General features: G+C 66.2%; 35 protein-coding genes. All 35 read right to left on the bottom strand.

Going from position 1 to position 24,710, the window contains the following annotated elements; genetic code table 11:
* Positions 1–83: 83 nt before the first annotated feature.
* The 35 genes from BST13_RS05775 to BST13_RS05615 all read right to left on the bottom strand — a co-directional run bounded on the left by BST13_RS05775 (position 84) and on the right by BST13_RS05615 (position 24,704).
* A complete protein-coding gene (locus tag BST13_RS05775; protein WP_142282733.1) occupies positions 84–2,129 on the bottom strand; it encodes a major capsid protein in 2,046 nt (681 codons plus the stop codon).
* Positions 2,130–2,300: 171 nt separating this feature from the next.
* A complete protein-coding gene (locus BST13_RS40155) occupies positions 2,301–2,486 on the bottom strand; it encodes a DUF7196 family protein (RefSeq protein WP_083161565.1) in 186 nt (61 codons plus the stop codon).
* Positions 2,486–4,969, bottom strand: a complete 2,484-nt coding sequence (locus BST13_RS05765; protein ID WP_083161960.1) for a structural protein — start codon at positions 4,967–4,969, stop codon at positions 2,486–2,488. The genes BST13_RS40155 and BST13_RS05765 overlap by 1 nt, the downstream gene beginning before the upstream one ends.
* A complete protein-coding gene (locus BST13_RS39280; RefSeq protein ID WP_170064263.1) occupies positions 4,969–5,133 on the bottom strand; it encodes a hypothetical protein in 165 nt (54 codons plus the stop codon). The genes BST13_RS05765 and BST13_RS39280 overlap by 1 nt, the downstream gene beginning before the upstream one ends.
* Complete coding sequence (locus tag BST13_RS05760) at positions 5,133–7,043, bottom strand: hypothetical protein (RefSeq protein WP_170064262.1); 1,911 nt, start codon at positions 7,041–7,043, stop codon at positions 5,133–5,135. Before BST13_RS05760 ends, BST13_RS39280 begins: the two co-directional genes overlap by 1 nt.
* 27 nt (positions 7,044–7,070) lie before the next feature.
* Positions 7,071–7,487 (bottom strand): DUF1360 domain-containing protein, encoded by a 417-nt coding sequence (locus BST13_RS05755; protein WP_083161563.1) that lies wholly within the window; start codon positions 7,485–7,487, stop codon positions 7,071–7,073.
* Positions 7,488–7,545: 58 nt separating this feature from the next.
* The gene (locus tag BST13_RS05750) at positions 7,546–8,061 is read right to left on the bottom strand and encodes a hypothetical protein (protein ID WP_245839386.1); all 516 of its coding nucleotides are present in this window, start codon (positions 8,059–8,061) and stop codon (positions 7,546–7,548) included.
* Between the two features lie 123 nt (positions 8,062–8,184).
* A complete protein-coding gene (locus BST13_RS38620; protein WP_142282732.1) occupies positions 8,185–9,180 on the bottom strand; it encodes a hypothetical protein in 996 nt (331 codons plus the stop codon).
* A 79-nt stretch (positions 9,181–9,259) separates the two neighbouring features.
* The gene (locus BST13_RS05745) at positions 9,260–10,705 is read right to left on the bottom strand and encodes a terminase large subunit domain-containing protein (protein WP_095533431.1); all 1,446 of its coding nucleotides are present in this window, start codon (positions 10,703–10,705) and stop codon (positions 9,260–9,262) included.
* A gap of 370 nt (positions 10,706–11,075) precedes the next feature.
* Positions 11,076–11,489 (bottom strand): hypothetical protein, encoded by a 414-nt coding sequence (locus tag BST13_RS05735; RefSeq protein WP_083161557.1) that lies wholly within the window; start codon positions 11,487–11,489, stop codon positions 11,076–11,078.
* A 2-nt stretch (positions 11,490–11,491) separates the two neighbouring features.
* Positions 11,492–11,713, bottom strand: coding sequence for a type II toxin-antitoxin system HicA family toxin (locus tag BST13_RS05730; RefSeq protein ID WP_083161555.1), 222 nt, complete (start codon positions 11,711–11,713; stop codon positions 11,492–11,494).
* A 62-nt stretch (positions 11,714–11,775) separates the two neighbouring features.
* Positions 11,776–12,006 carry a hypothetical protein gene (locus tag BST13_RS05725; RefSeq protein ID WP_142282731.1) on the bottom strand — a complete coding sequence of 77 codons (231 nt, stop codon included), beginning with the start codon at positions 12,004–12,006 and terminating at the stop codon, positions 11,776–11,778.
* A 91-nt stretch (positions 12,007–12,097) separates the two neighbouring features.
* Entirely contained in the window at positions 12,098–12,316 is a 219-nt protein-coding gene (locus BST13_RS05720; protein ID WP_142282730.1) for a hypothetical protein, read from the bottom strand.
* Complete coding sequence (locus BST13_RS05715; RefSeq protein ID WP_083161549.1) at positions 12,316–12,930, bottom strand: recombinase family protein; 615 nt, start codon at positions 12,928–12,930, stop codon at positions 12,316–12,318. The genes BST13_RS05720 and BST13_RS05715 overlap by 1 nt, the downstream gene beginning before the upstream one ends.
* Entirely contained in the window at positions 12,912–13,145 is a 234-nt protein-coding gene (locus BST13_RS05710) for a hypothetical protein (RefSeq protein ID WP_083161547.1), read from the bottom strand. The genes BST13_RS05715 and BST13_RS05710 overlap by 19 nt, the downstream gene beginning before the upstream one ends.
* Positions 13,146–13,235: 90 nt before the next feature.
* A complete protein-coding gene (locus BST13_RS05705) occupies positions 13,236–13,655 on the bottom strand; it encodes a flagellar hook-length control protein (protein WP_245839384.1) in 420 nt (139 codons plus the stop codon).
* A complete protein-coding gene (locus tag BST13_RS05700) occupies positions 13,652–14,125 on the bottom strand; it encodes a hypothetical protein (protein ID WP_158087111.1) in 474 nt (157 codons plus the stop codon). Before BST13_RS05700 ends, BST13_RS05705 begins: the two co-directional genes overlap by 4 nt.
* A gap of 412 nt (positions 14,126–14,537) precedes the next feature.
* On the bottom strand, positions 14,538–15,719 hold the full coding sequence (locus BST13_RS05695; RefSeq protein WP_083161543.1) for a hypothetical protein: 1,182 nt from the start codon (positions 15,717–15,719) through the stop codon (positions 14,538–14,540).
* Positions 15,716–15,907: a helix-turn-helix domain-containing protein gene (locus BST13_RS39005; protein WP_083161541.1), complete on the bottom strand. Its 192-nt coding sequence runs from the start codon at positions 15,905–15,907 to the stop codon at positions 15,716–15,718. Before BST13_RS39005 ends, BST13_RS05695 begins: the two co-directional genes overlap by 4 nt.
* Before the next feature lie 193 nt (positions 15,908–16,100).
* Entirely contained in the window at positions 16,101–16,379 is a 279-nt protein-coding gene (locus BST13_RS05685) for a WhiB family transcriptional regulator (protein WP_083161539.1), read from the bottom strand.
* Positions 16,376–16,666, bottom strand: a complete 291-nt coding sequence (locus BST13_RS05680; RefSeq protein ID WP_083161537.1) for a hypothetical protein — start codon at positions 16,664–16,666, stop codon at positions 16,376–16,378. Before BST13_RS05680 ends, BST13_RS05685 begins: the two co-directional genes overlap by 4 nt.
* Positions 16,663–17,622, bottom strand: coding sequence for a hypothetical protein (locus BST13_RS05675; protein WP_083161535.1), 960 nt, complete (start codon positions 17,620–17,622; stop codon positions 16,663–16,665). Before BST13_RS05675 ends, BST13_RS05680 begins: the two co-directional genes overlap by 4 nt.
* Positions 17,619–17,966: a hypothetical protein gene (locus BST13_RS05670; RefSeq protein ID WP_083161533.1), complete on the bottom strand. Its 348-nt coding sequence runs from the start codon at positions 17,964–17,966 to the stop codon at positions 17,619–17,621. Before BST13_RS05670 ends, BST13_RS05675 begins: the two co-directional genes overlap by 4 nt.
* On the bottom strand, positions 17,959–18,300 hold the full coding sequence (locus tag BST13_RS39655) for an ASCH domain-containing protein (RefSeq protein ID WP_245839382.1): 342 nt from the start codon (positions 18,298–18,300) through the stop codon (positions 17,959–17,961). The genes BST13_RS05670 and BST13_RS39655 overlap by 8 nt, the downstream gene beginning before the upstream one ends.
* On the bottom strand, positions 18,300–18,461 hold the full coding sequence (locus BST13_RS39000) for a hypothetical protein (RefSeq protein WP_158087110.1): 162 nt from the start codon (positions 18,459–18,461) through the stop codon (positions 18,300–18,302). Before BST13_RS39000 ends, BST13_RS39655 begins: the two co-directional genes overlap by 1 nt.
* Complete coding sequence (locus BST13_RS05660; protein WP_083161532.1) at positions 18,461–19,579, bottom strand: DUF5131 family protein; 1,119 nt, start codon at positions 19,577–19,579, stop codon at positions 18,461–18,463. Before BST13_RS05660 ends, BST13_RS39000 begins: the two co-directional genes overlap by 1 nt.
* Entirely contained in the window at positions 19,576–19,833 is a 258-nt protein-coding gene (locus BST13_RS05655; RefSeq protein ID WP_083161530.1) for a hypothetical protein, read from the bottom strand. The genes BST13_RS05660 and BST13_RS05655 overlap by 4 nt, the downstream gene beginning before the upstream one ends.
* Before the next feature lie 318 nt (positions 19,834–20,151).
* Positions 20,152–21,006 (bottom strand): DNA adenine methylase, encoded by an 855-nt coding sequence (locus tag BST13_RS05650; RefSeq protein ID WP_245839380.1) that lies wholly within the window; start codon positions 21,004–21,006, stop codon positions 20,152–20,154.
* Positions 21,003–22,514 (bottom strand): DNA cytosine methyltransferase, encoded by a 1,512-nt coding sequence (locus tag BST13_RS05645; protein ID WP_083161528.1) that lies wholly within the window; start codon positions 22,512–22,514, stop codon positions 21,003–21,005. The genes BST13_RS05650 and BST13_RS05645 overlap by 4 nt, the downstream gene beginning before the upstream one ends.
* The gene (locus BST13_RS05640) at positions 22,508–22,696 is read right to left on the bottom strand and encodes a DUF7433 family protein (RefSeq protein WP_083161526.1); all 189 of its coding nucleotides are present in this window, start codon (positions 22,694–22,696) and stop codon (positions 22,508–22,510) included. Before BST13_RS05640 ends, BST13_RS05645 begins: the two co-directional genes overlap by 7 nt.
* A complete protein-coding gene (locus BST13_RS05635; protein WP_083161525.1) occupies positions 22,696–22,989 on the bottom strand; it encodes a hypothetical protein in 294 nt (97 codons plus the stop codon). The genes BST13_RS05640 and BST13_RS05635 overlap by 1 nt, the downstream gene beginning before the upstream one ends.
* The gene (locus BST13_RS05630; RefSeq protein WP_211296018.1) at positions 22,986–23,195 is read right to left on the bottom strand and encodes a hypothetical protein; all 210 of its coding nucleotides are present in this window, start codon (positions 23,193–23,195) and stop codon (positions 22,986–22,988) included. Before BST13_RS05630 ends, BST13_RS05635 begins: the two co-directional genes overlap by 4 nt.
* Positions 23,195–23,437 carry a hypothetical protein gene (locus BST13_RS05625; RefSeq protein ID WP_245839378.1) on the bottom strand — a complete coding sequence of 81 codons (243 nt, stop codon included), beginning with the start codon at positions 23,435–23,437 and terminating at the stop codon, positions 23,195–23,197. The genes BST13_RS05630 and BST13_RS05625 overlap by 1 nt, the downstream gene beginning before the upstream one ends.
* Positions 23,437–23,871, bottom strand: a complete 435-nt coding sequence (locus tag BST13_RS05620) for a RusA family crossover junction endodeoxyribonuclease (protein ID WP_083161521.1) — start codon at positions 23,869–23,871, stop codon at positions 23,437–23,439. The genes BST13_RS05625 and BST13_RS05620 overlap by 1 nt, the downstream gene beginning before the upstream one ends.
* On the bottom strand, positions 23,868–24,704 hold the full coding sequence (locus BST13_RS05615; RefSeq protein WP_232491050.1) for a DNA translocase FtsK: 837 nt from the start codon (positions 24,702–24,704) through the stop codon (positions 23,868–23,870). Before BST13_RS05615 ends, BST13_RS05620 begins: the two co-directional genes overlap by 4 nt.
* Positions 24,705–24,710: the final 6 nt, after the last annotated feature.

Raw genomic sequence — 24,710 nt, 5'->3', positions numbered from 1 at the left:
CCGGGGAAGGCGGGCGGCGTGAGAAAGCCTCGGATGCTGTTCACGCCGCCCGCCTCGTCCATTGCGATGCGCCCGGGTCTCGACTAGGAGACGGTCACGCTCGGGTTGGTGCCGCCGGTCAGGTTGTTGGCGGCCAACTGCAGGTCGCCCAGCTTGGCCGGGTAGGTGACCGTGTAGACCGGGCCGTTGCCCACCACGGTGATGTCGCCTGCCGCGGTCACACCGTCGTCGATGCCGGTGAGGGCAGAGTCCATCGCGGTTCCGGCCGCGTTGTTCGCGATCGACGCCGACGGGACACCCAGCGGGCCGAACTTCAGCGTGTAGCCGCCACCGGTCGGGGCACCGCCGACGGTCACCGTCTTGGTGATCGTGGCCGACTGGCACACGATGGTCTCGCGAGCACCGACCGCACCATTGGTGCACAGCGGGATACGGATCAGATGCGACGGGTCGCAACGCTTTCCGACGAGGAACGAGTCCTCGAGGAACCCTTCGGTGTAGCGGTTCTCTTGGACCTGCTCGATTGGGTACTGGACGCCCAGGGTGATGACGTTGTCCAGCGACCGGAAGAACGTGCCCGCCGGGTACAGCATCACGTCGACGCTGCCGGGCCACCACGAAGTGTCGTAGTGTCCGGGCTGACCGACGCCGAGGGACTGCCAACGGCCTTCGTACTGCAGGTAAATCCCTCGGACAGCCAGCCAAGCGTCGATCTGCGCGTCGGACACATCGAGCATGTCCCTGCCGTCCCGCATCGCCAGATCGGCGCGCAGCACGTCGCGGAACCACACCGGCGCAACACCTTCCATGGTGTCCTTACGGGTCTTGATCTGCAGGTTCCGAGCCCGCACGTGCAAACCGTTCAGGATGCCAGTGGTGGCACCGAGCACCGCATCCGTCGGGACGACCTTGGCCGCGCTCGACTCGCCCAGCATCTTCAAGATGGTCTTCGCCGACACCCGGTACTGGTGCTTCACCAGGAACTCGTCGAGGAACTTCTGGATCAGCTCCGGCCACGCCTGCCGCTGCAGGATGCCAGCCTTGACCGCCCAGCCGATCGCTTCGAGGCGATACTCGATCATTTCGTCCGGGCAAGGGATCTCGACGAAGTTCTTGATCGCCGTCGGCTTGCCGTTGCCGTCGGTGGCTTCCAGTTGCGGTTCAGTGAAGTGGAACCCGGTCTGCAGCGCGGTGAAGTCCGGCTCAGCGGGGAACCGGATACCGCCACGCTTGATCGCGATCTCCGGCAGTGACAGCAGATTGCCAGCGGCAGGCGTGGGGCAGAAGTCGTACAGCTGCTCCGATGGTGCGCACCAGCCACCGGCGGCGACGAGCGCCTGCGCGGAAACCTTGCCGCGACCGGGGATCTCGGCGGCGATGCGTTCCAGTTCGGCGTAGAAGTCCTCGCCGGTCTCGATGACCTTGCCTTGCGGGCGGTCCATTTTGGCGAGCGCCTGCGTGGCGAACGTCTGGCCGTTGAACACCTTCGAACCGGTTTGCTGCTTGCCGGTCCGCTGACCGGGCTGCACCGACTCGATCGCCTCGGCGATCTCCCGGGTGCTGACCATGCCAGACGAGCCACCGAATTCGGCGTACTTCGGCGCAGACGGCAGCATCCGCCAGCGCTTCGGCAACTCGGTGGCAGGGGCGTCAGCTGGGATGTCGTTATTGCGGACGGCGCCACCGAAACTCACCCCGGCGCCGGCGGTGACAGCAGCACTGGACTCGGCGGCTTTCGCTGTCGCGGCCTCAGCCTCCGCGACCACCTGAGCAGCGGCAGTGTCGGCGTCGGCGGCTGGCGCTTCTGCCTCGGTGCCGGATTCCGCATCGGCGTCGGCGGCCGGTGCGGGGTCGGTGGCTTTCTTGGTAGCACTGGTCGAACGCTCGATCAGGCCCTTCACCTTGTCGGCCTGGGTCTGCTCGGCGGCGGCGAGGGTGTCGCACTCCGCGGTGACCTTCTCGTGCGCCTCGGTGACGTATTCGAACCGGGCCACTTCGTCCTCGGTGAACTCGTCACCGGCCGCATAGCGGGCCTGGAAGACGTTGATCTCGGCGGCGACAGCCGCGGCCAGTTCTTCCAATTCGGTGACGGTGGCGGGCAGCTGATCGGGCAGCGTCGTGAACTTCACTGCAATGGCTCCTGTCTCGGATCAAAAGGGGTACTGCCTGTTTCCGATCGCTCCCCGGCACATAGCGCATGGCAGGAACTCTCTGGCGCCGGACAGTAAGAGGGCACCGTGCAGCAACCCAGAACACGAGACGGCCCCCGGGGTGAAACCGGGGGCCGTCTGGTCGGATACCTATACGCTGCTGGTGATCGTTTTGATCGTGCCGCCACCGTTGTGGAGCTGCTCTTTCTTCGCTTCCAGATAGATCAGGAACGTCTTCACCGTCTTGTCCGGCGCGGTGTACTCGTAGCCCTGCACCGTCGAGCCCGTCGACGTCTTGGCGCCGGCACGCCGACCGCCTCTGCAGCTGCACCCCATCAGGCACGCCCCGCGAGCATCTGACCGATTCGCTCCGTTGGCGTCAGCTCAGCAGGCGGATCACCAACTGCGGCGAAAGCCCGCGCCAACACGGCGTCACGGCGCTGCGCCAGTTCCGCAGCCTGCTGGGAGTCGGCCAGCGCCTCCGCCACGGCCGCCTTGATGTCCTCCCGCGACAGCACCGGCCGCGCCGGCGCGCCTGACCGCGGCGACATCGACGCGACCAACGACAGCGGGTTACCCCGCGAGTCGGTCGTGGCGCGGCATAGGAACCCTGGAGTGTTCACCGCGAGCGCGGCGACTAGTTCGAGCGCACCACCGTACGGACGCCAATCACCGGACAGCGGTGCCGCCAAACCCATTTCGATCTTCTCCGGCGTGGCCCACGGCGCCGCGACACCCGACACCCAGATGCCGTGCGCATCCTCACCCGCACGGACCAGCGCGAAGCACGCCTCAGCGTTGTCGTAGTGTGCCTGCGCCTCAGCGTTGCTCACCCCGCTCGTGGGAGCGTGGCCGATGCCCACCGTCAGCCGGCCGACCGGCAGGTGACTGCCGTCGGACAGGTGCACCGGCGGGCTGGTGTGAAAGTGCGCGTACCCGGTCTGAGAGTGCGGCGGCGAGATGTGGCCCAGCCCGACAGAGCGGTGCTTTTCCTTGAAATCCGCGATGTGCCCGTAGATCCGACCTGTCTGGGGGTCCATCGTCAGCTGCGTCGGCCCAGTCAGCTTCGGATCGGAGAACAACGCCGGGTCGTACACGCGGGGCTGGAATTTCGCGGCGGCTGATGCCACCAGTGCCGTGTCCCGGGATTCCCGGTCGGCGTTCAGCGCGATGCGCGTCTGCCCGAACGCGGGGATCGCCACGATGGTCGCCGCCGTCAGCGTGGCCTCGGTGACCGTCTCATAGATCGGCAGTTCTGGGTCGTAATTCTCGTCCGTGACGATCGTGCCGTCTTCGTAGGTCCACGTCGCGGTGGCGTTGGCCAGGTCGACCGACGGGTTGCACACACCGTGCGCGACGAGATCCATCGCCTTGAGCGCGTTCTCGTTGTTCAGCATGTAGCCCGACGCGAGCACCTGGCCGTTCTTGAAGTCGATCGCCTCGATGACACCGACGGTGACGGATCCGTAGTGGCCGCCTTCCATCTTCTCGCACCACTGCAGCGGCATCGGGGTGTCGCGCATCGAGAGCTCGATGTCCGCGGCGAGCATGCGGCGGTCGTCGGTGGGTGTGCCGGTCACCGCGAACAGTGCGTCGGTGAACGTCAGATAGGTCTCCGCGTCGGTGGTGTCGCCACCGTCGGCGGCGAAGGCCGACAGTTCGGCCTTGGTGGGTCCGCCAATCACTGGGGTCGTCATGTCGTACTCCTGTTCACTTGGTGCGGCCCAGCCGCCGGATGCCACTTGCCCAATGCCGTTCGGATCGTCTCGGGCCCGGACGTTCCCGCTGTCGGCCCGCCGCCGGATCTCGTCGGCCTGGCTGCCTTGACGGTTGACCTGCACGCTGTCGCGACCGTTGAGACGTTCGGTGTGCCGGTCCACCTCGTCGGGAATCTCCTCGTCGGCGGCGAGAATGCCGACACGGCAACGGCAGTTCTTCACCTCGGCCGGCGAGCCCGCCGGGTCACCGGGCACGAACAGTTGGTCAGCGCCAACGGTGAAGCGCCCCGCGAGCGGCACCCGTTGCCCGTCAGCAGCCCAGTGCGTCGGCCGCGTCTTCCCGTCGATCGTGCAGATCCACGTCTTTTCCAGTTCCTCGCCGGACTCGCGCGCCGAGGCCACCGCCGCGGCGACGACAGCGTGGTTCATCACGCCAGCCGCCTGGTACCCGCCGCCGCGGGCGATCTCCCGCATCACAGCCGACGACGGCTGCAGCACCTTGGCCGCCTCCGCCTGCAGCACCGCGGACCGATCCTCGGGGATCACCGACACCGTCAGCACCGGGTCGGAGATCGCCGCGGTGACCTTGGCGCGCACCGCTTTCGGGGTGCTGGTGAAAATGTCCTCACGTTTTGAGGACAGGAGATCGTCGCGTGCGGCGGCCAGCGACGGTGTGGCCTGCACGTATGCGACAGCGTCGTTCACCTCCGCGCGGGACTGCCGCACCGATGCCGAAATAATGTCGATCACCGCGTCGTCGATGTCGGGCACGGGTGGACGCTCGTCGCCGCCGTCGCCGCCAATCGAGGGAACGACGCCAGCGAGGCCCGACAGGGTTTCGTAGACCGCGACCGCCCACAGGACCGCAAGACCGGCGACGATCACCGCCGTGGCGGCCGTCTCCCACGACGGCTGCTGCTGCGCGACAGCATCGGGGTCCGGCGGCAGCTGCTCTCCCGCGGCCGCGGCCGTCAGCGACGGCAGCACCGCGGCCTGCACATCCGGTGCCCACCGGCGGATCGCCTCCGCGTACAGGTCACTGATCGCCGTCTCCGCCTTGATGGTGTGCGACAACGCTTCATCACGCCCAGGGAAGAACATCAGCACACCTCGTCCCGAAGTGCCTTCAACGCGGCCAGCGCGTCGGCGAAGCTGCCACTGTCGGCGACGACTAGGACGCGGCGACTCTCGGTGTAGTAGGCGGCGTTGGCGTTCCCCACGTAGGCGCGGACGCTGCCGGGATGTGTCTTGTCGATCTCGGCCATCAGACCACCTGCCCGTCGACCACCTGGGCGGTGAGCTCGCGCCGCGCGATACGCCGCACCGCCGCCCGAACGCGCTCAGGGTCCAGACCGTGCGCCGCGGCGAAATCACCGTCGAGCACATCGTCAAATCCCTTGATCAACCTGCCGACTTCACCGTCGTCGACCGGCGGCATGAACCGGTGATAGTCCCGGGTCGCGACGTCACGCAGGCGCGCGTGCTGCACCCGGTCGTTCGTCCGGACACGCCGCTTGCCCGCCAACTCCAGTGCCCGGCCGACGAGTAGGTCCACAACGGCCAGTTCGACATCGCCACGCAGGCCCGCCGCCTGGTCACCGCTGTTGTCCTCGGTGGCCGGTTCCTGCTGCCCGTCAGCGCCCGACTCGTCATCGGATTGCTGGTTGTCGGCCGGCGGCAACGCAGGCTGCGGCTCAGGGAAGTCGATCGCCTGCACACTCTCGTCGAGCAGGGGCAACAACGTCGGCAACAGCGTCGGATCCTGCGAAACCTTGTCCTGCGCCCACTGTTTCCAGCCGTCGAGGGTCGAGAAGTCGTAGAGCGAGTCATCGGGCAACCCGTACTGACGGACCAACGCCTCGGCCGTGATAGCGCCGCGGTCGAACGCGTCGCGGGCCTCGTCGGTCTTGTCCGGGTCGGCGGTCAGGCGACTCGCGTCGTACCACAGGACATACTTGTCCGGATCGATCCCGGCCGCGACCAGCATGTGGCGCAGCACATTGTCATAGATCGCCTGGCAGATCGTTTCAAGCACCGGCGACACGTGCAGCTGCACATCGTTGTCCGACAGCAGCCACGCAGACCAGTGATTCGAGTTGCCGAGCCCGAGCAACTGTTCCGGCGACATGTCCAGGCCCATCGCGAGCCGCGCGATCGCCTCCGTGCGCGTCCTAAGCGCCGTGTCGGTGACGTCCTTGCCGATCTCCTGGTGATGGATCTTCGACAGGTGCTCACCCGGCGCCGCGACCACGACGGGAACCAAGGCCGCCATGCTGTCCGGATCCTTCGCTGCCGTCTCACCAACACGAACGATCATGTGCTGCAGCTTCTCCGCCACACCCTGTCGGCGAGCTGGTGGCGTCGGTGACCCGGACGGTTTGTCCGCCGACACCGGCGCCTGCGAATCCGGCAGGCTCGCCTCCGACGGCACGAACAGCAGACCGTTGTTCAGCAGCCGCGAATTGTCGGCGTTGCGGATCTTCTTTGTCGTACGGACGATCTCACGCAGCGGGTCCATGCAAGCCTGCACTGGCGACGTCGGCTCGGATGCGTCCTCAGCGTCCTCATTCCACACCCGAAAGATGCCATCCCCGGCTGTGGCGTCGAACTCGTGCTTGGACCCGTCCGGCAGTTTGATTACGACGCTGTTGCGCCGCGCACCCTTTTCGATTTCCTTGCGGGTGACCACAAACCACCGCTCAGGCAGCAGTGAACCATCCGCCCAGCCCGCCGCCGGCCGCATCAGGATCGCGATCCAGTGCTCGCCGGGCACTGTGAGGCACTCGGTGGCGCGTTTGATGATCTTCGCCTGGCCCAGCGGTCCGCCGGCGATCTCGCGCACGATCTCCGCGAACCGCATACCTTCCGCGTTGTCGGGATCGATGCTGCCGGTCGGCAACCCAGTGTCGGGGTCAATCTCCGACGCGACGAGCCGCACCCGCGAGCACGATTTGGAGCGCCACCGCACGTAATAGCCGAGCTCACCAACCTGCCGATGCATCTCCCAGGCGTCGGCCTGCCAGTTGTTGCGGCGCCCCATCGTCGCGGCGCCGAACACCTTGCTCGGGTCGCTCACCGGTGCGCTGGCTGCCGTCAGCGCGACAGGACGCGCACCGGACGCGACCAGCGCGGTGCCCTTACGGCGTCGAACGACGCGCAAATCCGGAGCTGCCACGAGCGAGACGGTAGCCAAGCTGGGTGTTTACTCGGCGTTCTCGACGATCTCCATGTCCTCGTCCGCCGTCAACGGCGCCGCCAGCCCGACGAGGTGGCTGGTGGCCAACGCGACTCCGAACGCCGCCCACCACGGCCACCCGATCAGCCACACCGGCAAGATTGCCGTGGCCAGCGACAGCCAAAACCCCACGCACCACGGGCATCCCAGGAAGTACGCCAGAGTGTTCCACCGCGCCATCGTCCGCAGATGCAGCTCCGCCGCGATGGGCTGCATGTTCACCTCCGCCTCTTCACCGGCCAACTTCGCGGTCTGGGCCCGGCGTGCGATCCGAATCCGCAACGGGTCCAGCACGGTGTCGAAGTTGACCAGGCGCACGAGCCGCATCACGGCCAGCACGTAGACGACGAGAATCAGAATGGATTGTCCGAGACTAAGATTCATGGGCCGGGACGCTATGTAGCAGGGGTGAAACTGTCCCAACCGGTGAGGACACCGCAGGTCAGACGGCAGCTAATGCCCTACGGCTCTCAGCTTTCCGCTTCCGGCCACAGGTCCGGCACCACTTCCGGCCGCCGTGCTCGTAGGTGTTGTACGGCACCATCGGATGCCCGCACCTCGGGAAGGTCTTCAACTCGCCGGTCATGTGGGCGTCGACGACCTGATCGAACTGGGCCCGCAGTCGCTCCAGCTCCGCCTCAGCCTCAGCCAGATTCCGGCGGGTCAACGCGTGATCGCAACGCTCAGTGCGCAGATCGTCACCGAGCGCACGCGTTTCGGTCTGCGCCACGACGGCCATCTGGGTGATGTCCTCCGCGCGGATCGACCGCACCAACCGCAGCGAGCACGACATACGGTCGGCGATGTCCTGCGCCGTCACCCCAGCGAGCGTCAGACCGGCGACGAGCCAGGCCCGGTCAGCGTCCGACAGCTCCGTCATCTTCCGCGAGGCTTTCGGCGTCGACAGCACCGCGGCAACCATGTGCTCATCAGGCTGCCAGCGTGGAGGCTGCGTCACGAACGCCACCGTAAGCCCACCAGTCAGTGAGCTGTGCGCACGGAACATGTTGACACCCAAAACGTTACGCTGCGAGTGACCCGCAGCACTGCATAGGTGAAGGGCGAAGGCTTGCTACGTCAGCTAGTCGCCTTGGCCACGGGCGCCAGCTGGGGGTTCTTCCCCATCTGGAGGAGTTGGCGAAGGTGCATCCGACACTGGCCTTGACGCATCTGGTGGAGAGTCCGGGGTAGCGTCGGCCGCGCTCGCTGCAGCTTCTGACGCGAGCCGTGTCTGCTCCATCTCCTCGGGTGTCTCGGCCCACCAGCCGGGTCCAGTTCCAGTTTGCTTTATGTGGGGATACTGGGGGTACATTTTATGGAAGTCTTGTTTTAGTTTTGCGCCTACAGCATCTGTTAGAAGGATTGCTGGCTCCAAATTGTATTTGAGCCTCAGTCGGTTATTAACTGCCAGACCGTAGTACCAGATGGCACCGACGTAATGAGTTGTCTGATCCAACGTCAGTGAGACTTCATCACCGACATTGAATCCAAGGTGCCTCGCTTCTTTGACGAACTTCGCGTCGGCTCTTCCGGAACTGTGCGCCCATACGTTTCGAATCTTGTACGAGTCGACGAATGCCGCTGTGATTGACGACGCTGTCTGCGGTGTATTGAGATTGAGAAATCCGAGGGTCTGTTCGACGCGTTCTTCGACCTTGCGCGTATCGATGCTGGACTTGATTGCTTCATAGACCAATTCGAGCTTGACTTCCTGCGGCGCTAGAAGGTGGTGAACCTTTACACTTTTGTTCTTTATGTCTTTATCTTCCAGTAACGACGGATCGGCAGCTAACACTCCTTTGCAGAAGTCATCAATGAACGCATCGAAGGCTCCCCAAGCGGCCATTATGGACATTGAGTGAAGAAGTGGGTCTTTGGCAACCTTTTCGAGCCGTTTGAGTTCGTCTTTGTACTTATCATCTTTAGATAGGGCCCTAATAAATAACATTCCTAAGCCGCTAGTAATTCCAATACCAGATTTTGCCATGTTGGTGAGGTGAAAGACCCTCTCCATGAACTCATGGAAGTTGTAGTACGCCTGGCCAGCGGGTGATGCGAGATACTCTGTGTCGTCCACACTTGGCAGTATGGCGTGCTTGCGGACCCGGCGGACATCAGCCCCAACTCCACACAGTGCGCCGTGTTCGCCGCAGACGTCACCCGATCTTGCGCGACATCCAATCGTCCATGCTCACCACCGAGCCACCGCGCTCCGGCCCGTCCGACGCCGCGCCCTGGCCCTCGGTCAGCGGTGCCGCCATGTCCCACTCCAGGCCAGCGGCATGCACGCATTCATCGTGGCCAATCACCAGCGCTGCCAGGTTGTCCGGCTGATGCTGGCCCGCCTGCCACGCCACCGCTTTGATCTCGAAATCGGGGAAATGCCCCGCCAGACGGCAGGTTCCGGTTTCCAGCGCCTGCAGCAATGCCGCCGAACGGGCCACCGCATCCCCCACCCGCGCGCGGCCTTTCGGCGGCCACGACGTCACCCGAATCTCACGGCCCAACGTGCCTGCCTCGACCGCCCGCCCGATCGCCGCCCGAACCACCCGCACATACGTCTCCCGCGCGGAAAACCCCTCCACCGTGATCTGACTCGCCCCCACCTTCACCGCGAGGTCCACCGCAGCCACGGCCCACGCGTCCGACGTCATCGGCGCCGAGATGTCCGCGATCATCGCCACCACACCGCCAGCCGTCATCGACGTCGCCACCAAACCGCACGAGTCGCCCTCACCCGAATCGCTCGGGTCCACAGCCACCACCGTGAACACCGGCCGCGCCGGCGCCACCGGCAACCGCCACCCGTCCAACCACGCCGCTTTCACCAAGCTGCCCGCCGGGGTCTTCGGCTCCCCGCAATACAGCGCGAACCACACCCGCTCCCCCACCATGCGGCGCGTCGCCGCGAAATCCGCTGCCGTGTAGCCCAGCGCCGAGATCATCGCCACACCCGGCGGCCGACCCAACGCGTCAGGAATCTTCGCGTCGCTCACGGCGGGAATGTTGGTGCGCCGCCACCGCTTCGGATCCTGCTTCAACAACGCGCCGGCCAGATCCTCCTCATGCCAACGGGTCATCACCAACAGGATCGAGCCGCCCGGGTGCACACGCGTCGACAACGTCGACTGGAATTCGTTCAGCACGCGCTTGCGGTGCGCCTTCGAATCCGCCTCCGCCGCATCCTTAACCGGGTCATCGATGATCATCAGATCCGCGCCGAAACCCGTCACACCCGAGTTGATGCCCGTCGCCAGGACGCCGCCTTCGTGGCCCTCGACGCGCCACTGACCAACCGCCGTCTTGTCCCGCGCCAACCGGAAGCCGAGAAAGTCGCCGTGCTCGTTGATGATCTTGCGGACCTCACGAGAATGCACCTGCGCCAGCTCATCCGAGTAGGACACGATCACGATTTCGAGGTCCGGGTTCTGCATCAGCGCCCAGACCGACGTCCAGATGGCCAGCATCCGCGACTTGCCGGTCCGCGGCGGCGTCGACACTGCGTCGCGCTCGTCGGGCTCGTTGACGGACCGGACCGCGAGGTCGGACAGCAGCCGGATCGTGGGCGTCACACGAAATTTCGGGTCGAGGCGACGTGCCAGCTCCGCAGGGGTCGCCGGCCGACGTTGGGCGCGGATGGCCCGCACGTGGCGAACAGCCGTCAACAACGCAACCGGGGCGGACACCCGCGAAGAGTGTCACGCCCCGGTGCTCCGATCGGCTACGACGACGGGGTGTAGCCCGGGACGCGCTGCCTGTACGCCCCAACTGTGAACGCGAAAGCCACTGCCAGCGACTCCAACCCCTTGGCATTCTCAGTCGCAGCGCGGTTCTTGATCGCCGCCAACAACGCGTCCCGCGTTTCTTCCGTCAAATCAGCCATGTTCCCCTCTCCGCCGCGACACCTTGCCGCAGCGACCACACGCTAGCGTCGACCGCGCACTTGCGTGACGCAAACGTCAAAGACGGTGTCTAAGCCGAGATCAACTGCTGCGCGCGCTGAAACGACACGCCTAACACCTCACCGACGTCGCGCACCGCCACCCCGTGCGCCGAGAGGCTGCGGGCCAACGTCTTGGCGTATTCCTGAGCCGCGGCCGCATGCCGCTCCGCCAGTTCCCGCTCCTTGGCCACCTCGTCAGCGATAGCCGTCACGTCGATGTCGTCGACACTGATCGAAATCTCCACACCGACTTCCGAGGGAGCGGCATCGACCACGGTGCAGATGAAGTCGAGCGCCTGGCCGGGGACGTCGGCGAGCCGGCGCGCCTGAGTCGTGTCGGAGAGGTTGATCGAACCGTCGGCGGTCACGTACCCGTCGAGCTCGGGCACGGTGATCATCCACCACTTGTCGTCGCGGGTGACGTTGACCTTGTAGGTGTGCATGTTCAGTCCTCCTCGTCCTTGCAGTCGGTTGCGCACCGATCGATCACGTTGTTGACCTGGCGGCGCACGCCCGGGCTGATGGTCCGACCTCCGGTGTCCACCGAGACGCTGTAGCGGCCGTGCGGGCAGGTCCACACGGTGTGGCTGCCCTTGCCGTCACGCTTGGTGAAGCGCGCGTCTTTGAGCTGCTTGACGATTTCTCGGGTGGGCGCCGGTGCGATCATGACTTTAGTCTAGCGCGCTAGACTATTTCTAGTCAAGCGCGCTAGACAAATTGGATTGCAGGTCAGAGACGCCCCGTAAACAGCCGCCACAACCCCGAAACCATCCACACACCCACACCAAACGCGGCCAACGGCAACAACACCGGCCGCGTCGCCGGAAACAGACCGAGCAGCACCACCAGCACCACCGCCCCGATCTGGAGCTGACGCCACCGCTCAGCCCGACGCCTACGACGACCAACCTGAATGATGGCCTCGTAAAACTCCATCTGAGCTTTCACGAACTCCGTCACGTCGTCACCGCATCCCGCGCACCGCACCACACCCGCAGCGTCCGGGCCCACCAATTCGAGCACTGCCATGCACCGCGGGCACCGCGCTGGCTCACCCACCGGCAGCGCCGTCCTGCGCCTGGATCACCCGCTCCTCACGACGCACAATCTCCGTGTTCCGCACCTGCGGCCCCGTCCCGTAAACCTGGTCCTCGAAGAACGCATGCGCCGCCGACTCGTCACTGACCGGGCCGAATTCTCTGGCGGTCCATTCCCCGTCACCCAGCAACACCTCGTACCGCACGAAGAACGTCACGTTCACGTCACCCATCACATACCCTCCGACTCTGATTCGTCCGCTGCTGCGCGGATCACTCGATACACCGTGTCACGCCCCACGCGGAACGACTTCGCGATATCCGCGACCTGCTCCCCCGCAGCGTGCAGCTTCAACACCTGCTCCACCTGCGCGTCAGTGAGCGCCCGCGGTCGGCCGATCGGCTGCCCACGCGACCGCCGCGCCTCCCGAGCAGCGGCACGCCGCTCCCGGCCCAGCTCCAACTCCAACTCGGCCAGCGACGCCAGCACCCCGGCGATCATGCGGCCTGTCGCGTTCGAGGTGTCGATGCCCTCACGCAGACTGCGCAGCACGATGCCCCGCTGCCCGAGATCCCGGATGGTCAGCATCACCTCGGCGGCGTTGCGGCCCAGGCGGTCGATGCCAACGACCACGATGGTGTCGCCCTCCCGGGCGTAGTCCAGCAGGGCGGCCAGGCCGGGTCGTTCATCGCGGGTCGACGTGCCGGTGAGTTTGTCGCTGTAGACCCGATCAGCGTCGACGCCGGCCGCCGCGAGCGCGTCGGCCTGCTGGTCGAGGGACTGGTGACCTGTCGACACACGGGCGTACCCGAGCAGCGCGCCCGACATCAAGCGGCCCCGAGCCATACCGCGGTGGTGTACGGGTCGGGGCGGCCGCTGATCTTCCAGGCCGCGATGCTGGCGGCGTCGGTGCGTGCCATCTCGGCGATGGCGACCCACACCGGATAGTGAGCGGTGAGCTTGGCGGCGTACTCGCACTTGAAGTCGTGGTAGTCGAGGCCGGCCGCGGTGATGGCGGCGATGACTTCGTCGGTGGTGGTCTGGGGGCGGGTCTTGGTCACGACTAGAGACTATCGCAAAAGTATCGCAAAACGCAATATTGCTTATCCAGTTTTGCGGCGACTTTTGCGTAACTCCATCCTGCGGAAACGCTAGGGGTCGGGCGTGTCCTCAGTGCTGTCGCTTTGCTTTAGTTTTGCGACACCACTATCCGGCCAGGCCAGTACCTCGTCGCACGCCTCCGCCGTCCAGTCCCCCGCGTCGGCGTCCGGCTCAGCCTCGACGCCTTCGGCCGCCCTGGTGACCGCCAGCCACTCCGCAAGCTCACCGGCCGGGATGCCACCACCGACAGCGAGCACCTGGCGCGCCACGTCCACATGCAGCTCCCACAGCGGATCGTCGGGGCCCTCGACGCGTGCGAACAGTGCCCGAGCCTCAGCGGCCGCTGCGGCGTCGAGCGCGGCGGGGTCGAGCCGGCCCGTAGCGATGTCCTCGGCCAGCGACATCGCCGCGTCCACGCCGGCCTTTTTCGCGGCCTTCGCGGCAGCCTTCATTTGCTCGGTAGTGGTCATGCTTCGCTCCGTTCGGCCGGCAGTTCGACCACCTCGGCGTCGATCGCATCGAGCAGCCGAGCGCGGGTGTCGGTCAGGATCTCGGTCATCGTCTGCGTCACCGTCACGTCAACCTGCGTCGGAACCGCAACCCACTCGCCCCGCAGCTTCGCGCGCTTGTCGATGCCGTCGAACGCCACCTTGACCAGCTCGGCCAACGTCCGTAGTTCGCCTCGCTGCTCGGCGACCTCCATGGCCTTGAACAGCTTGTCGATGCCGCGGGTCAGCATGTCGCCCGACGCCCGCCGCATCGTCTCGAGCTCGTCGGGCGGGTTCTTCTCCAGCCAGCTCTTGACGGCCTTGAGTGCGGCCTGGGGCGAGTTGTAGCCGACCTCGCGTGCGACCTCGCTCCAGGTTCGTCCGGAGCAGCGCAGTTCCCAGGCTTGTTCGCAGCGTTTGTTGCTGGCTTTGCGGTTCATGACTGGGGGCATGGTGTGGATTTTCTGTTGGGTGGGTGCTGGTTGGTGGACTGTGGTCCGGTTTGGTTTGTGCGGTTTTTGGGCGTCGGGGATGAATTACAGGCGTGTTTTTTGAGGCCCAGCGTGGCCGTGGGGCTGCGTTTGGGGGGTTTCTGGTGTGGTTGTGCCTGGCGGGGGTGTTTCGTCACGCGTTTCGTCACGGTTGAGGGCGGCTCGGATTTGGGCCATGCCTCGTCGTGCTGCGGCGCGGTGGTCGGTGTGGTCGCAGACGTGGGTGTCTCGGTAGCCGTCGGTGTCGCAGAGCGGGCAGTTGGCGATGGCGTGGAGGCGGTCGGCGTGGCGTCGGCGGTTTTGTTCGGATGCCCAGATTTGGTCGGCGGTGGGGCCGGTGGCTTGGCGTTCGTCGGCGTGGGGGTCGTAGGGGTCACGCATCGGCCTGTGCTTCCTCGGCTGGGTCGGTGGTGGTGGTTCGGGTTGTGAGGGCGGCGCGGACGGCTGCCATGCCGCGGGCGTTGGTGTCGGCTTGGGCGGGGTTGTGGTTGCAGACGATGTGGGTGCTGCCGTGGACGTAGCCGTCTGGGTCGCATAGGTCACAGGCGTGGATGGCTTCGGCGATGAGTGCGGCTCGTGCGTGGGCGGCGGCGGACTGTGCTTGCGCGTGGGCGGTGCGATGGCGTTCGGTCCAGCGCTCGTGGGCCTTGCGGAAGTGTCCGCAGTGGGGGCAGTCGGGGATTTCGGCGTCTGCGGGGAGTGCGCGGTGGGTTTTGCAGCGGCGAGGCGGCTCGGGGTCGTCGGTGTCGTCCGGTGGTGCTGCGGCTATTGGGGGGTCGTTGCGGGGGCCGTTGGGCTCGGTGTCGGCGGTTTCGGCTGCTCGCGCGCGTTCCCCAACGTAACCACCTAGGGAGGTGAGTGAACCTGAACCTGAACCAGAACCCGAGGGTCCCTGGGTGGGTCTCGGGGAGGGTCCCGGGGTGGGTCCTGTTTCCCCAGGTCGCGGGGAGGGTCCCGCAGACCCTCCCGGGGAGGGTCTCGTGGAGGGTCCGTGGGAGGGTCCCGGGGTGACTCCCTCGAACGGCTCAGGGAACGGCTGCGGGTAACCGTCGGCCAGGGTTTTCAGGTGCGTTCGGGCCGTGACGTACGTCTGGTTGAGCGAGTCCCGGAGGCGCTTCGCATAGTCCTTGTCGCCCTTGACGTCCGGCACGTCCATCCGGTTCAACTCGGTGGCCAGCACGGCAGCGAACTTCGGGGAGTCGATCACAGCCAAGATCCGCAGGGCGGCGAGGAACATGGTGGGCTGCTTATCGAGTTCGTCGCGGCGGATCCTCGACCTGATCAACACCTCCCCCGCGTCCTCGTCGGTGAAGACGTAGCCGCGGCGCTCCATCCGCACGAGTGCGGCCTGCAGGTCCTCGACGGCCGGGAGCCGGTCGCCGTCGCGCATGGCCTTGCGCCAGCGGGTGAAGTTGATGGGCTGGATGCCGGCCGCGTTGACGGCACGCTGCCCGTTGAGCACCTGGAAGAACAGCTTGTCGAAGATGGGTTGGTCGCAGAAATCTTCGTCGGACCACTGGGAGAACAGGTTTTTGGCGTATTCGCGGGTGGTCACTGTGCTGCTGCCTCTGCGGTGGTGGTGGCGGTGAGCATGGCGTCGATTTCGTTGAGGTCGTAGCGGACGGTGCGACCGACTTTGTAGCCGGTGATGCGGCCTTGGGCGCGCCAGCGGCGCAACGTGTTTCCGCTGACGCGTGCGTGGTCTGAGGCTTCGCCTTCGGTCGCCCAGCGACGTTCCGTCATCGTTTCGGCTCCTGGTGGGGCTTGGCGGCTCATGGTCGGGGTTGGACGGTAGAGCCGACTGGTGCAGGCTCGGGTTCCTTTGTGGGACAGTCGGGATGGTGGCCCTGTGTTGGTGGGTGCCATCCGCAGTCGGCGCAGCGTTTCATGGCGATGAGTTGGGCGCGGGTGAACAGCAGGCGGATCTTCGGGTCGCTCATTGGGCGCCACTCCTGATGCGGTGGCCCCCGTTGGGTGGTCGGCCGACTGGTCGTTGGGCGCGGCCCTTGTCGGTGCGTTCGAATCCGCCCCAGATGCCGTGGCGTTCGCGTCGGGCGTTGGCGTCGGCGAGGCATTGGAAGGCGACGGGGCAGGTGGCGCAGATGGCCTTGGCGCGGGCCCGGGTGGCGTCGTCGGCTTCGTTGGGGAAGAACAGCTCTGGGTCTTCATCGCGGCATCCGGCGCGGGCGCGCCATGTCGGGTCGGTGGTGGTCATGAGGCTTCGCGCTCCTCGTCTCGTGCGGCCTGGGCAGCGGCTGCGGCTGCTGCTTGCGCGGCGATGCGGGCAGCGATACGCGCCTGCTGCGCGGGTGATTGGTGGGTGAGGTGCCAGTGCTCGCCGCAGGGGCACAGGTAGGGGTAGAGCCGGTCTTTCTTCTCCCCGGCGGGTGGCCGACGACGGCGTTGGTAGCGGTTGGCTTTGGCTTTCGACCGGTAGGTGCGCTTCTCCGGCGTCGGGCACGGCTCGCCGGCATCGTCGGGCTGCGCGGGCGCGGAGCTCATAGCGGGATCTCGTCGAACAGGTCCGATGACGGCCGGGCACCCGCGGGTGGAGACTCCGCAGCTGCCGAGCCTGGTGCTGGCCGTGGTGGTTTCGCTGGGCGGCCGGCCTTGCCGAGTTCGGTGAGCGCCGCGCCGAGCCGGTCGAGTGCGCCCTGCGTGTTCTTGACGGGGTTGGCCCACCGGTCGGTCAGCGCCGACACCGCGCGCTGCACGTCGCCGAACGCCCGGACCGCTGCGGCGATCTCGCGGATCTGCGCGAGCGTGACCTCGCCGCTCCACCCGTACCGACCCGACGACCGATCAGTCGCGCCGGCGGTGAAATCGATCTTGGCGCCAAGTGCCTGTTCGACCTGGGCGAGGCGCTCGCGGATCTGGGCGGCGTCGTGCAGGCCACCGGCGGCCACGCGGCGGTCGACGGCAGCCTGCACCTGCTTGTCGAAGTCGCGGCGCGCGTCCTCGCGGGCGTCGCGGCGCAAGGCCTCGGCGGCCTGGGCGCGCAGTGTGTCCTGGCGGGCCATGATGCTGCGCACCGCATTCCACGCCGGCCGGTGCACGCGGGGGTCCTTGCGGTGGGCCTGGGTGTGGACCTGCATGCGGTTCTTCGACCGCGGCGACGGGCTCATGAGGCCCCACCCGGCGGGTAGTTCGCTGTCGTGCACAATCGCGGGATCGTTGACGACGAGCCACCATTCGTGGCATTCGTCGGCCCAGGCGTCGGCCTTGCCGGGCTTGTTCAGTTCGTTGAGCCAGTCGCTGCGGCTGATCTTGAGTTCGTGGCCGATGAGGATTCGGCCGCTGCTGCTGGTGAATCCGACGTAGATGGCGTCGCAGCGGCTGCCGTTGCCCCATCCGCCGTTCTGCCCGACTTCGGGGAGGAACACGCCGCCAGGCATCGGCGCCGAGGGTTTGATGTAGTGCCGCTCGAGCTGAGCGAGCAGGTCGCTCGAGGCGCTCACCTGTCAAGCTCCGGTGTGTAGAGCACGCGCACGGGCAGCACGATGGCGGTCGCCGGTTCCTCGACTTCGGCCCCAGTCGCCCACCACGGTTCATTGGGCGTGTATCTACCGTCTTTCATCCATGCGACGTCGCGGTGCGACTCGTGGACGATGCTGCGGTCAGGCAGCGCGTCGAGCTGCTCCACGGTCTCGATGAGTGCCGGGCGCAGGCGACGCACCTCGGCGATCAGCAGTCGGTGCGCGTCGACGATGCGGCCCAGCTTCTCGCTCGCCCGGGTGCCGTCGGACATGTACACCAGTCCGCGGGTTGCGTTTTCGAGTTCATCGAGGTCGAGTTCAGACATAGCGCCACTCGATTCGGGTGACCATCGAGTCGGGCCGGCAGCCCTTGTGGGAGTCGCAGAAGAACCGCAAGAACTCGTCGGGTGTCAGCTCGGGGAAGCCTTCGCGTGCAACGTCGTCGAGGTCGATGTGGTTCAGCGGTTCCCGCCGGACCGACACCACCTCGACATCGGTGATCCGCACCAACGGTTCGCCCTTGCGGCGGCCCATCACCTTGCGGCACAGGGTCAAACGGTCGCCGGGCTTGAGGATCAGCCACCCCATGCGGCGCGTCACGTCCTTGGTGCGGGCGACCACCTGCGCCTCGGTGAGCGACACCGACATCAGCCGAGCCATCAGTCCTCCACTTCGTCGTCGGCGGGTTGCTCGAACCCGGGGCAGTCGCACATCTCGTCGAGTCGCGCCCCGGGCGGTAGGTGGCAGCAGCCGGTGTGCACCACACCGTCGCCGTGGTCGTCCCGCGGGTGATCGCAGAGCGCGCACACGATTTCATCCATCACCCCGCCACCCCCGGGTACTCGTCCCAGGTGCGTCCATCGAGCACGCGACCAGCGCGGGTCTTGCCGACGCGGCGCATCGCGGTCCAGCCGCCATGGCCGGCGCGGAACGGGTTGAACGGGTTATCAGGCGTCAGCGCCATGCTGCCCGACAGGTGCATCGCGCACCGGTTGCCACTCTTGGCATCACTCGGCACGTTGAGCACCCGATAGGGCTCATCGATGCCAAGCTCGGGATCAGCCGGGTGCTCGGTGACGTCCTCGATCCACTCGCCGTGCTGCTTGTGCAGATACGCGACGCCAGCCGACTGGCATTGGTCTCGAATCGAGCGGAACCATTGCGGGTGAGCGGGTCTCGCACCTGGCCCCGACTCACCGCCGGTGATCACCCAGTCGAGGCATGCGGGGGTGATGATGTGCGTCTCCCGGGGCGACCGCAGCGTGGTCATCGCGATCCGATTGCCCACCCCGGTGAGGACATTGCGGCGCGCGACGTTGAGCAGATCGATGGGTCCAAGAAGTGGTTCGGCGCTGATGAACCGGACGGCGGCCGGGGTGTCGAGCAGCGCGGGGATGCGGATGTCGGCCCACTGCTGGTTTTCGGTGGAGACGCCGAGCCACACGTTTGGCAGGTAGTGAAGGCTGAGCTGCAGCCCGTCACGATCTCCGGCCGGTAATCCGGGGTCGAGCGCTTCGTAGAGGACGCGCGTCCAGAAGGCGTGGCTGTTCAGCAGCGACCGCATCCGACCGTGGCGCTTAGTGAGCACCTGGAAGGTGTGGCGTTGCGCGAGAAGCATGATCGCGAACACCTTCGCGATGTACTCGTCGGGCACCTGGTCGTGGAACAGGTCGGACTGCGCGTTGACGAAGATCCGCCGCGGGCGCTTCCACTGCAGCGGCAACGACAGCCGATCCTCGACGAGATTGACGCGTCCCGTCCACTCACCACCAGACTCGGTGCCCGCGTACGGTTCGACTACCTTCGGGTTCGGATTCGACTGCATCCGGTGCGCCGTGCGGATCGCGTAGCAGTGGTCGCAGCCCGGACTCACCTTGTCGCATCCGATCACGACATTCCATGTGGCGTCGGTCCATTCGATGCCGGTGTTGTCGCTCATCGTTCCATCAGCTCCTCGGTTGAATAGATCAGTGGTGCGAGGTTGTCGAGCACGAGGCGCATCCCGTGCTCGACCTCGGCGTCCTCGTCCAGTGCGGACACGGATAGTTCGCGGTGCAGTTCGCGTATCGGCCGCAACGCCTCACGGGCAGCGTCCACGGCGTAACCCGCATCCCATGGCGTCGAGTGGCCCGACTTCCACCAGCCCGACGCCTGTTCGGCCCGTTGTGCGGCTTCGACTGCTGGGTCGCTCATCGTGTCCTCCTGGTTGATCCGGTGGTGCGTCGTCTATAACGGTGTCGGAACATCGATTCCGCGGTCACGACCGGAAGTCCTGTCCGTGATCTGCCGCGCCGCAGGATGGATGGCGACACCCGTCGTTGTGAAGCGCGTCGCCACACGCCGGGGCAGAACACCACGCGCATACCCCTGAAGCGCGCTGGATCTCCTCGGCTACGTGCCGGGTCCACTCGTCGGCGGTCTGCACGATCCGCCGACACCCACACCGCGTGTGCGTGCCATGAAAGAACGGGCCCTGATGAACACGCAGGACCGCCACCAACTCATCGACCGTCATGACGTGCGCCCGTCGACGTCGAACAGTGATCGCTGATCGCTGATCGGCCGGTTCGACCAAATCACTTCGGTGCGGCCCTGATTGGCGCCATTGCCTTGGCCGGTCATGTGCGGGATCTCGATGCGGTCCCATCCCTTGAGCGCGGTCTCGTAGAGGTCGGACGGATAGCCGGACAGCACCACCGACGCCTGGCAAGCCATGAGCGCCCAGAGCAGCTCGACGTGGTCGCTGTGCTCTGGCATGTCGATCCGGTACCCGTTGCCGCCACCTCGTGTGCTGCGCGTGGCGCCGAGATATGGCGGGTCGACGTACAGGCAGCACTTCGGGTGCGAACCGTAGGCCGCGATGATTTCGAGGGCTGGTTTGCTCTCCAGGCTGACGTGGTGGAGACGTTCGGCAGCTGCGGCCATCCGGTCGACGTAGGCGGCGAGGTAGCCCGGCATGCCGGTCGAGTTGCCGCCCGGGTTTACGTAATACCTCCACCCGGTACTAGATCGCATGGTGCCGCCACGGGATTGCGTGATCTGCACCCACACGAGGCGGGCGATCTCGACGTCGTCGAGCCCGTCAAGGATCGCGCCGCGGGTAAGTGCGTGCTCGGCGCGCGAGTGCGGGGTGAGCGCGCACGCCCGGGCCAGCTGCTCTGGTTGGTTGCGGAGTACTCGCCAGAATGTCATCAGCAGACCGTCGAGATCGTTGACGGTTTCCATCCGGCTCGGTCGCTTCGCGAGCAAAACGGAGAGGCCTCCCGCGAACGGCTCAACGTAGTGCTCGTGCGCCGGCAGCAGCGCGGCGATCTTCGTGGCCAGCCGTGTCTTGCCGCCGTAGTACGCCATCGGCGGGGCGGTCACGCGACCACCCCGAGCGACTCGGCCACGACACCGACGAGATCCCGCGCGGCCGGCGGCGTCACCGCGTTGCCGGCCAACTTCACTTGTTCCCGACGATCACCCAAGACCACGTAGTCGGACGGAAAGTCCATCGCCGCAATGATTTCCCTGGGCTCCAACATCCGGAATCGAACATCACGCAGGTCGACGGTCGGCTGGTCCGCGGTCAGCAGCGACTGATGGCCCGTCGTCGTCACGGTCCGGATCGGCTCAGCGGCCGGCGTGGTCATCTGCCCTTGGTCGCCGCGCGCGGTGTTGTTCCGCATGATCAACGCGTGCTTCTCGACCGTCGACACCGTCGGCAGCGGGCTGGCCGCCCGCACAGTGCCTCCATTGCCGTAGAACGTCGTCACCAGAGCGTGGTGATTGCCCGACGCTGTAACCGTGGCCAGAGGATCGGTCACCTGTCGGGCATCAGACCCGCCGCCGCGCAGCTCGGCGACGAACGCCAGCCCTGTCTCGTTGCGGGTCGTCATCGTCCGCGACGGCGACGACACCGGCTGGGCGTGCTTACCGGCGCGCCCCTCCACCGGGACCAGTAGCGGCGACCAATAGCGGTCGATGCCGGCGCGGACGCGTTCCATCGTCGACGGTGCGAGCGGCAACCACACCTCTTCGCCTGTGGCCTTGATGACGAACTTTTTCAGCGGCCGGTCGTAGAGCAGCTTGCCTTCCAGCGACCAGTCGATGATCTCCTCAGCAGCGCGGACGCTGGGCTCGACAGTCGCGTTGCGGCACGACGTGTTGGGGCATCGGTAGACGTACTGGCGGCGGTAGTTCGCCTTCGGCGACCCGCCCGGTTTGAACGCCTGCATTGCCCGCACCGGGCCGCACTTCGGGCAAATAGCTTCAGGCCGGGTGACGCGTTCGACGTCGGGCCGCCGGTTGCCGCGGCGCCAGAACAACACGTACATCCGATCGCGGGACTGCGGGGCCCCGAGGCCGAGCAGCTGCGCGTGCATGCTGTTCAGGAACACGATCTGGTGGTCGTAGCCCATGTTGTCCATCGCGGACAGCCAGGACCGGAACAGGCAGCCCTTGTCGGGTGACCACTCTGGCGCCCACTCGATCGCGTCCACGACGTTCTCGACGATGATCGATCGGTAGCCATGCGCCTCGGCGAACCGCGGCACATCCCACATGGTGGCGCGGGACCGCTCGGCCGCTTCGTCCGGCAGCGGCGGTTCCTCGGTGAACAGGTCGGCCTGGATCAGCTTTTTCTTGCCCTTGGCCACACTGTGATTCGTGCACTCGGGGCTGGCCCACAGGATGTCGGTGCGTGGGAACCTTCGTGGGTCGGTCTGCGAGATATCCGCGCACAGGTGATCCGCGTCGGGGTGGTTCGTGTTGTGCGTCTCCACCGCGAGATCCCAGTGGTTCGACGCGATCCGGACCGAGACGCCAGGGACCGCGATGGCCCCGGTGCTCGATCCCCCAGCGCCGCAGAACAGATCGGTGAGGGTCAGCATTTCGGGGCCTCGCGTTCGATCTTGGCGCGCACCGAATCGGTGAGCGTCTGCAGGGTTTCCGCGACCCACGCCAGGGACTGATCGGTGCGGAACCGGGTCTTGCCGTCCGGGTACACGAGGATGGCAAGACCCGTCTCATCGGTGTCGACAATCTCGACTTTGCGATCGTCCAATGAGCCCATCACGCGCACGCCTCGTCGATCGCGCGGATGGTGGCGCAGGGCCACGAGTCATGGCATTCGCAGCAGTTCTTCCAATAGGTCGACTCGGTGTGCAGTTCCCGAACAGCGTTGATCGCCCGGCCTTGTCGTTCGGCGAGCTGCTTAGTGGCCAACACCTCATCGGCGGCCGAAAGGATGCCCAGAGTCGCGCCACGGTCTATCGCGGCCAGAACGGTGCCGATGCCGGCGTCGTACCGGGCCGGGACATCGGGGCTCTCACCGAGCGGTTCGGACTGGTCTTCGCAGGTGTTCATAGCAGGGTCAGCTCCGTCTGGTCGTCGAATTTGCAGGCCATGCGTTCCGCGACGTGTTGCTCCCACTCCTGTTGGTGGCCACGGAATCCGCACTGGCACCGGTAGATCACGGGCGTCTGCCGGTCGTACAGCCCGGCCTCGTGCTCATCCAATGCCGCGATGATGTCGGCGATGCTGTCGCGCAGGAACTCCCGAACGGTCGCCATCAGCACCCACTCGCCTGGGCTTCAACGGCTTTGACGCGGTCCAGTTCGCCGGCCCACGTCTTCGCCGAGTCCAGCGACGCGAACGCCTTCCCCTCGACCGGGATGGCGAGCATCGTGAGACCGTCGTGGCCCTGGCCCTGCAGGATCCACTCCGGGCCGACTCGTTGCACGCTGTACACGCCGCGCATCCCAACCGCGGTCTGGGTGCCGATGATGTGGTCGTGGGATGTCCACTGCAGCATCACAGTTCGTCGCCTTCCACTCGGATCTCGACGCCCGCCGTCTCCCCGATCTCAGCGAGCCGCTTGTACGCGGATAGGCCGATGACCTGCGAATCGTCGGAAAAACATACGTCCGTCAAGGCATCGAGACAGGCCCTCGAGAGCTTGTCGATATCCGGCCTTCTCACCGCCGCCGGGGTCCTGGTCTTCGGCGCCGACTTCGGGCGCGGCATCACGAAGTTCAGCGACACCGTCACTGCGCCGCCGAACAGCGGCCGGCCAGCCATCGCCTGGTGCGCGGCCAGGGCGACGCGTTCACGCCACGGCCCAACCTCTTTCGACGACTCGACCAAGATGCCGCGCCCGACGTGCCGCTTGCTGCCCTGCGGGGCGGCCTTCCCCGGCACGAAGAACCGCACCGAGGCGTCGGCCCCTGGCAGTGTCGGGGCGGTCACTGGTCGCTCACCTTCGCGGCGGCGTCGGCGATGATCCCGCCCAGCTCCGTCTGTGGGTTCTCCACCGACACGGACACACCGCTCGCCTTCATGTCGCGCAGCGCCGCAACCAGATCGGCGTCAGCGGCCAGGACGGGCTCGATGCTGGGGCCGTCCGTCGCATCGCCGGGCACAGGCGTGCCCGGCATCGCGATGCCGATCCACGTGTCGCCGATCTGCACGATCTGCAGCAGTCGAGTCGGCGACCGGAACATCTGGATCTGCATGTTGCGGCGCCTGGCTACGGCCACCAGCGGAGCCAGCACTGTCGCCGACCAAAGGGTCAGCGGTACCTCGGCGTAGTCCTCTTTCGTGACGAACGTGTCGGTGCCGATCCGGTGCACGATGCTGATCGGGAACTTCGTTTCGTGGTGCGCGTGGAACTGAAACTCATTGTCCGAGTCGAACAATGCTGGCGTCTCAGCGAGTGTGACCGTCCAGCCGGGGTGCTCGTCGTCCTTGCCGTCCTCCGGTGGATCGGCGAGCACCAGGCTGATGTCGACGGTGTGCTGGTCGCCCTTGATTTTCTTCCATGACTTGATCAGCGACAGCACGTTGGCGACGGACTCGCACGGCCACACCATGGGGTCGATGCGGCCATCGCAGGGAATCCACGTGTGCCCGAGCACGTACCTGTTGGTGGACGATGCGGCGAGCAGGTCGACGTCGCTGGGTTCGTCGCGCCAGGGCGCCCTCGTGGTGGTCAGGTGGACGCCGCCGACGTCGTTGCTGGCGGTCTGCAACGCGTCGGACAGGATGTCGATCAGCTTCGTGGTCTGGACAGTGATGCCCATGCTTGT

Origin of the sequence: Mycobacterium aquaticum (assembly GCF_002086485.1) — a bacterium.
Lineage (GTDB): Bacteria > Actinomycetota > Actinomycetes > Mycobacteriales > Mycobacteriaceae > Mycobacterium > Mycobacterium aquaticum.
The sequence above is the reverse complement of the archived record's forward strand: the minus strand, read 5'-3'. Positions and strand labels throughout refer to the sequence as shown.

Coding starts and splice junctions, on each gene's coding strand:
- BST13_RS40155 (WP_083161565.1), bottom strand. CDS start 2,486: ATGGGGTGCAGCTGCAGAGGCGGTCGGCGTGCCGGCGCCAAGACGTCG.
- BST13_RS05765 (WP_083161960.1), bottom strand. CDS start 4,969: ATGTTCTTCCCTGGGCGTGATGAAGCGTTGTCGCACACCATCAAGGCG.
- BST13_RS39280 (WP_170064263.1), bottom strand. CDS start 5,133: ATGGCCGAGATCGACAAGACACATCCCGGCAGCGTCCGCGCCTACGTG.
- BST13_RS05755 (WP_083161563.1), bottom strand. CDS start 7,487: ATGAATCTTAGTCTCGGACAATCCATTCTGATTCTCGTCGTCTACGTG.
- BST13_RS05735 (WP_083161557.1), bottom strand. CDS start 11,489: ATGCACACCTACAAGGTCAACGTCACCCGCGACGACAAGTGGTGGATG.
- BST13_RS05730 (WP_083161555.1), bottom strand. CDS start 11,713: ATGATCGCACCGGCGCCCACCCGAGAAATCGTCAAGCAGCTCAAAGAC.
- BST13_RS05720 (WP_142282730.1), bottom strand. CDS start 12,316: ATGGGTGACGTGAACGTGACGTTCTTCGTGCGGTACGAGGTGTTGCTG.
- BST13_RS05715 (WP_083161549.1), bottom strand. CDS start 12,930: ATGGCTCGGGGCCGCTTGATGTCGGGCGCGCTGCTCGGGTACGCCCGT.
- BST13_RS05705 (WP_245839384.1), bottom strand. CDS start 13,655: ATGACCACTACCGAGCAAATGAAGGCTGCCGCGAAGGCCGCGAAAAAG.
- BST13_RS05700 (WP_158087111.1), bottom strand. CDS start 14,125: ATGCCCCCAGTCATGAACCGCAAAGCCAGCAACAAACGCTGCGAACAA.
- BST13_RS39005 (WP_083161541.1), bottom strand. CDS start 15,907: ATGACGGAACGTCGCTGGGCGACCGAAGGCGAAGCCTCAGACCACGCA.
- BST13_RS05685 (WP_083161539.1), bottom strand. CDS start 16,379: ATGACCACCACCGACCCGACATGGCGCGCCCGCGCCGGATGCCGCGAT.
- BST13_RS05680 (WP_083161537.1), bottom strand. CDS start 16,666: ATGAGCTCCGCGCCCGCGCAGCCCGACGATGCCGGCGAGCCGTGCCCG.
- BST13_RS05670 (WP_083161533.1), bottom strand. CDS start 17,966: ATGTCTGAACTCGACCTCGATGAACTCGAAAACGCAACCCGCGGACTG.
- BST13_RS39655 (WP_245839382.1), bottom strand. CDS start 18,300: ATGGCTCGGCTGATGTCGGTGTCGCTCACCGAGGCGCAGGTGGTCGCC.
- BST13_RS39000 (WP_158087110.1), bottom strand. CDS start 18,461: ATGGATGAAATCGTGTGCGCGCTCTGCGATCACCCGCGGGACGACCAC.
- BST13_RS05660 (WP_083161532.1), bottom strand. CDS start 19,579: ATGAGCGACAACACCGGCATCGAATGGACCGACGCCACATGGAATGTC.
- BST13_RS05655 (WP_083161530.1), bottom strand. CDS start 19,833: ATGAGCGACCCAGCAGTCGAAGCCGCACAACGGGCCGAACAGGCGTCG.
- BST13_RS05645 (WP_083161528.1), bottom strand. CDS start 22,514: ATGCTGACCCTCACCGATCTGTTCTGCGGCGCTGGGGGATCGAGCACC.
- BST13_RS05640 (WP_083161526.1), bottom strand. CDS start 22,696: ATGGGCTCATTGGACGATCGCAAAGTCGAGATTGTCGACACCGATGAG.
- BST13_RS05635 (WP_083161525.1), bottom strand. CDS start 22,989: ATGAACACCTGCGAAGACCAGTCCGAACCGCTCGGTGAGAGCCCCGAT.
- BST13_RS05630 (WP_211296018.1), bottom strand. CDS start 23,195: ATGGCGACCGTTCGGGAGTTCCTGCGCGACAGCATCGCCGACATCATC.
- BST13_RS05625 (WP_245839378.1), bottom strand. CDS start 23,437: ATGCTGCAGTGGACATCCCACGACCACATCATCGGCACCCAGACCGCG.
- BST13_RS05615 (WP_232491050.1), bottom strand. CDS start 24,704: ATGGGCATCACTGTCCAGACCACGAAGCTGATCGACATCCTGTCCGAC.